This window comes from Mesorhizobium sp. M7A.F.Ca.AU.002.02.1.1 (assembly GCF_003998535.1).
In the GTDB taxonomy this organism is placed as follows: domain Bacteria; phylum Pseudomonadota; class Alphaproteobacteria; order Rhizobiales; family Rhizobiaceae; genus Mesorhizobium; species Mesorhizobium ciceri.
The window spans coordinates 1-5,983 of sequence record NZ_RZPB01000370.1; the positions used below are offsets into that span (position 1 = coordinate 1).

At 63.7% G+C, this 5,983-nt stretch carries 4 protein-coding genes and 1 pseudogene; 2 read left to right on the forward strand and 3 right to left on the reverse strand.

Annotated elements, in window-relative coordinates; genetic code table 11:
- Positions 1-345, reverse strand: a pseudogene (locus tag EN879_RS21260) (EAL domain-containing protein); the annotation flags it as partial.
- A gap of 207 nt (positions 346-552) precedes the next feature.
- Between EN879_RS21260 and EN879_RS21265 the strand changes: the two are divergent.
- Positions 553-1,755, forward strand: coding sequence for a pyridoxal phosphate-dependent aminotransferase (locus EN879_RS21265; protein WP_063168806.1), 1,203 nt, complete (start codon positions 553-555; stop codon positions 1,753-1,755).
- Between the two features lie 60 nt (positions 1,756-1,815).
- On the opposite strand, the gene EN879_RS21270 is transcribed toward EN879_RS21265, so the two are convergent.
- Both EN879_RS21270 and EN879_RS21275 read right to left on the reverse strand, forming a co-directional pair.
- Positions 1,816-3,333 carry an MFS transporter gene (locus EN879_RS21270; RefSeq protein ID WP_127274225.1) on the reverse strand — a complete coding sequence of 506 codons (1,518 nt, stop codon included), beginning with the start codon at positions 3,331-3,333 and terminating at the stop codon, positions 1,816-1,818.
- A gap of 180 nt (positions 3,334-3,513) precedes the next feature.
- Positions 3,514-3,909 carry a cupin domain-containing protein gene (locus EN879_RS21275; protein WP_024504148.1) on the reverse strand — a complete coding sequence of 132 codons (396 nt, stop codon included), beginning with the start codon at positions 3,907-3,909 and terminating at the stop codon, positions 3,514-3,516.
- Between the two features lie 310 nt (positions 3,910-4,219).
- On the opposite strand from EN879_RS21275, the gene EN879_RS21280 reads away from it, so the two are divergent.
- Positions 4,220-5,983, forward strand: a 1,764-nt coding sequence (locus EN879_RS21280) for an elongation factor G (protein ID WP_127274226.1), incomplete at its 3' end; no start/stop codon positions are given.

Genomic DNA, 5,983 nt, shown 5'->3' on the forward strand with positions numbered 1-5,983 from the left:
GTCGGCAACAGTGCGTTCGGTGAACACCGACGGGTCGAAATTAACAAAGATCGACGCTTCCTGCGGCAGGCAGGCACCGGCGTTGAGAAGATGCAGCGTCCTGGTCAGCGCCTCGATATGCAGCCGGTCGGCGGCCGGACAGGTCGAGAAGAAATTCATCGGCGATTGTGGCTCGCCGTCGCGGAACGGTCGGATCAGCCCTTCGAACGCGACCACCGACAGCTTGCCTTCCTTGAAGGCGAAGATCGGCTGGAAAGCGCTTTGCAACGTGTAGATGCCCCAGACACCGGTGGAGGTGCCGTCGTCCTGACGGATGATGTGGGCAAGCCCGACGCTGCGCGACACGGTTCCTCGCTCCGCAATTGGTCTGCGATCCTGCCACTCAAGCCTCTACCGCTCGTTAATGAATTTATTGTTGCCGACCCCGGGTCCGATCACAGCTCCTTGAGACCTGGATCAGCCGACAATGCTTGCGTTGCGCGAAATCATGCGACATGAGAAGCGCCGCGGTCGCTCCTGGCCGCGCCGATCTTCCATGGAGACGTCAAGCTCATGGCCTTTCTTGCCGACACCCTTTCGCGCGTGAAGCCTTCCGCCACCATCGCGGTCACGCAGAAAGCGCGCGAGCTGAAAAATGCCGGCCGTGACATTATCGGCCTCGGCGCCGGCGAACCGGATTTCGACACGCCCGACAACATCAAGAATGCGGCAATCGAGGCGATCCGCCGCGGCGAAACCAAGTATCCGCCGGTTTCGGGCATCGTGCCGCTGCGCGAGGCGATCGCAAAAAAGTTTAAGCGCGAGAACAATCTCGACTACAAGCCCGAGCAGACCATCGTCGGTACGGGCGGCAAGCAGATCCTGTTCAACGCCTTCATGGCGACGCTGAACCCCGGCGACGAGGTCATCATTCCTCGCCCCTACTGGGTCAGCTACCCCGAGATGGTGGCGATCTGCGGCGGCACCTCCTTGTTTGCCGACACCTCGATCGACAACGGCTTCAAACTGACCGCTTCCGTGCTGGAAAAGGCGATCACGCCGAAGACCAAATGGCTGCTGATGAACTCGCCGTCGAACCCGTCGGGTGCCGCCTATACCGAGGCCGAACTGCGCGCTCTGGCCGACGTGCTGTTGAAGCATCCGCATGTCTGGACGCTGACCGACGACATGTACGAGCACCTGACCTATGGCGATTTCGTCTTCAAGACCATCGCCGAGGTCGAGCCTAAGCTCTACGAGCGCACGCTGACCATGAACGGCGTGTCGAAAGCCTATGCAATGACCGGCTGGCGCATCGGTTATGCGGCGGGCCCGGTCCAACTGATCAAGGCGATGGACATGATCCAGGGTCAGCAGACATCGGGCGCCTGCACCATCGCGCAATGGGCATCCGTCGAGGCGCTGAATGGCCCGCAGGATTTCATCGCCAAAAACAAGGCGATCTTTCAAGGCCGTCGCGACCTCGTCGTCTCGATGCTCAACCAGGCGCGCGGCATCACCTGTCCGTCGCCGGAAGGGGCCTTCTATGTCTATCCCTCCTGCGCCCAGTTGATCGGCAAGAAGACCAAGGCCGGCAAGCCGATCGACACCGACGAAACCTTCTGCTCGGAATTGCTCGAAGCCGAGGGCGTCGCGGTGGTGTTCGGCTCGGCCTTCGGCCTCGGCCCCAACTTCCGCATCTCCTACGCCACCTCGGAGACGCTTCTGGAGGAAGCCTGCACGCGCATCCAGCGCTTTACGGCTTCGCTGACCTGAGCGGCGCACTTTGAACGCAGAACCCGGCTTCACTGCCGGGTTTTCAATGGGCCGTCAGCCTCACGCCTCGTGCTTGGTCTCTTTGGCCGAGCGCGCCTCGGCCGGCGCCAGCACGGCAACCAGCAGTGCGGCGGTGAGGAACGCGCCGATCGCCGCCGTCAGCATGGCGGCATGGAAGCCGCCAGCATAGGCGGCAGCATAGAGTTCATGCACGCCGCTTTCGCCCATCGCCGCATCGGTTGCGAAATCATGCCGCGAAATTGCAGCACGAGCGACCGCTTCCGCGTTGGCGACACCGGCATCGCCGAGATACCCGGTCAAAAGGTTGGTTGCCCGCATGCTCATCAAGGCGCCGAGCAAGGCGATGCCGATGGCAAGACCGCTCTGGCGGGTGGCATTGATGACCGCCGACACCATGCCCGAGCGTTCGCGCGGCGCATAGGACATGGCGGCAGCGCTGCCGGGCGGGATTGCAAGCGCATTGCCGAGGCCGCCGATGGCGAACAGAAGGCACAGCATCGCGTAGGACGTCGAAGGACCGGCCCAGCACATGCCGAGCATGGACAGGCCGATAGCAACATAGCCGATGCTCATCAGCGCGGAGTGACCATAGCGCGCGCTCAGCCTGCCGATCCACGGCGACACCACGATCTGGACGATGAAGGCCGGCGCCATGCGCAGGCCGGTCTGCGTCGGCGACCAGCCCTGCACCTGCTGCAGGAACATCGAGAAGAAGAAGACGCTGGAATAGGAGGTGAAGCCGAGCGCGAACGAAGCGACATTGGCGACGGCAAAGCGGACGTCACGGAACAGGCCAAGCGGCAGCATCGGCCGTGCCGTGCGCGCCTCGAAGCCGAGGAAAGCACCCAGGCCGACGACACCTGCGATGAGCGCCGTGACCGTCCTTGGCTCGCCCCAACCATTCTCGCCGGCCGAGATCAGGCCAAAGGTCAGCGCCCCCAGCCACAGGATGCTGAGAGCCAGGCCGACGAGATCGAGATGGGCATGTTCGGGATGCGCCGTCTCGTTGATCGAAGCAGCACCGAGCGCGATCGTGATCAGACCAAGCGGCAGGTTGATAAGGAAGATGCTTTGCCAGCCGACGGTCTCGACCAGGATGCCACCGAGGACGGGACCAACGAGCAGAGAGGTGGCGGCGAACGACGCCCAGCCGCCAATGACGCCGGCGCGCTGGCGCGCATCGGGAAAGGCTTGCGTCAGGATCGACAGCGCGCCTGGAATGAGCAGCGAGCCGGCGATGCCCTGTACGACCCGGCCGGCCAGCAGCACCGGCAAATTGGGCGCGACGGCGCAGATCAGCGAGCCGGCCACGAAGATGCCGACGCCGGCCAGCCATGAGCGCTTGCGGCCATAGCGGTCGCCGATCAGGCCGGACGACAGCATGAAGGCCGACAGGCACAGCGTGTAGGCGTCGACCACCCATTGCAGGCCGCCGAAATCGGTTTGCAACGCCTGCTGGATGGTCGGCAGCGCGACATTGACGATGCTGACGTCGAGCAGAGCCACGAACGAACCAAGATAGACAGCGGCGACCAGGGGCAAACGGTGCTTTGACATGGCTATGTCCGGACGTGAGTTTCGCAAATTACTGGCCGACGGTCAGTTGAACGGGCGGCATGGCGCTGTCGATCCGGCGACTGAGTATGGCCTGCGCCATGGTACGGGACTCGCCGCGAGTCGCCCTCTTCTGAAAATGTTGCGGCTGGAATAGAAGCCGGGTTCCTGCGGACTGAGCATTCAGCCGTCATATTGTTCCGATGTCACCGCTTCCAGCCAGTCGGCATGGACATCGTCGAGCGCCTCCTGCATGGCGATATGCGTCATCGCCGATTTCGGCGCCGCGCCATGCCAGTGTTTTTCGCCAGGCGCGAACGAGATGACGTCGCCCGCCCTGATCTGCTGGATCGGGCCGCCCCACGTCTGGGCAAGCCCGGCGCCCACCGTCACGTAGAGCGTCTGGCCAAGCGGATGCGTATGCCAGTGGGTGCGCGCGCCCGGCTCGAAGCTGACCAGCGTGGCTCGCAGCCGCGCCGGCGCCTCTTTCTCGATGATCGGCGTCTGCAGCACCCGGCCGGTGAAGTATTTTTCCGGCGCGATGACGGTCGGCACGCTGCCGCAGGCAATGATCTTCATGGGTCGATGGTCCTTCAAAACAGCGGGCGACGGGTCGCCAGCTTCAGTTTCCGCCGATATCGGCCGACGTGCAACAGCTTCCGGCTGCCAGCCCCCTATATGGCCAGCACGGGTCCACGGCCGAGCAAAGGATTTCTATTTTCCTTGCCCTGCCGGCAAACAAGTGGGACGATGGCTTTGGGCAGGTGGACTTGAAAAGAACCCCGCCCGCGACGGTCGAACAGGCCGGCCGCCGCTCAGGACCGATTGACCACGCCTGAACCATGCATGCCAGTCGGTCCTACGGGAAACGCCTGAGTGGAGGTCAGTCATGGGTACTCGCGCCGGAGGACGACGCACGGGACCGAAATGCATTGCCATAGTCGGTCCCTTCGCAAGCGGTAAGACGACACTTCTCGAAGCCATATTGGCCCGTACGGGCTCAATTCCCCGACAAAATCCCGTTTCATCAGGCAACACCGTTTCAGATCATTCGCCCGAGGCGCGCGCCCACGCCATGAGCGTCGAGGCGACGATCGCCACCACCGAATTCATGGGCGAGCAGATCACCTTCGTCGACTGTCCCGGCTCCATCGAATTCTCTTTCGAAGCCGAACCGGTGCTGGCCGCCTGCGACCTCGCGGTGGTCGTGGCCGAGGCCGATGAAAAGAAGATCCCTGCCCTGCAACTGATCATGCGCAAGCTCGACGATCTCGGCGTGCCGCGCATCCTGTTTCTCAACAAGGTCGACAAGGCAATCACCGGCGTGCGCGACACGCTGAAGATGCTGCAGCCGGCCAGTGCCGTGCCATTGCTGCTGCGCCAGATTCCGCTGCGCAAGGACGGCGTCGTCATTGGTTCGATCGACCTGGCGCTGGAGCGCGCCTACATCTATCGCGAATATGCCGAAAGCGAGGTGGCGCAGATTCCCGGCGACGAGAAGGCGCGCGAGCTCGAAGCGCGTTTCTCGATGCTGGAGACGCTGGCCGACCATGATGACCAGTTGATGGAACAGCTGCTCGAGGAGATCGAACCGCCCAAGGACGCGATCTTCGACGATCTCGCCGCCGACCTGCGCGACGGCGCGGTGACCCCGGTGCTGATCGGCACCGCCGAGAAAGGCAACGGCGTGCTGCGTCTCCTGAAGGCGATCCGCCACGACGCGCCTGACATCGAGGCGACCCGCAAGCGGCTCGGTGCACCCGACGGCGCGGCTACCCTGGTCCAGGTGATGAAGACCATCCACACCTCGCATGGCGGCAAGCTGTCGGTGTCGCGCATCCTCTCCGGCCAGGTCGTCGACGGTTCCGAACTCTGGCTGCCCGGCGGCGACACGGCCAAGGTTTCCGGCATCTACCGGATGCTCGGCAAGGACCATTCCAAGCTCTCCATCGCCAAGGCCGGCGATACGGTCGCGCTGGGCAAGCTGGACGAGGTCAAGACCGGCCAGACGCTGAGTTCGGCCAAGGGCGGCATCAAGCCGCTCGTCCAGTTCGAGCCGCCGCAGCCGGTCTTCGCCTTCGCGCTCCGTCCCAAGGAGCGCAAGGACGAAGTGAAAATGTCGGCTGCCATCCAGCGGCTGGCCGAGGAGGACCCCTCGCTCAGCCTGCGCCACAACCAGGACTCGGCTGAAACCGTGCTGTCGGGCCATGGCGAGATGCATCTGCGCGTGGTGCGCGAGCGGCTGGAAGGCAAGAACCAGATACCGGTCGAAGGCCATCCGCCGGCGGTGCCCTATCGCGAGACGATCCGCAAATCGGCGCAACAGCGCGGCCGTCACAAGAAACAGTCCGGCGGACATGGCCAGTTCGGTGACGTGGTGATCGAGATCAAGCCGCTGCCGCGCGGCTCCGGCTTCCAGTTCACCGACACCATCACCGGCGGCGTCGTGCCCAAGACCTACATCCAGTCGGTCGAGACCGGGGTCCGCGACTATCTGAAATCCGGGCCGCTGGGCTTTCCGGTCGTGGATGTCGCAGTCAACCTGTCGGACGGCTCCTACCATGCGGTCGATTCCTCCGACATGGCCTTCCAGATGGCGGCCAGGCTGGCAATGAAGGAAGGCATGGCCGCGTGCTTGCCGGTGCTCCTGGAG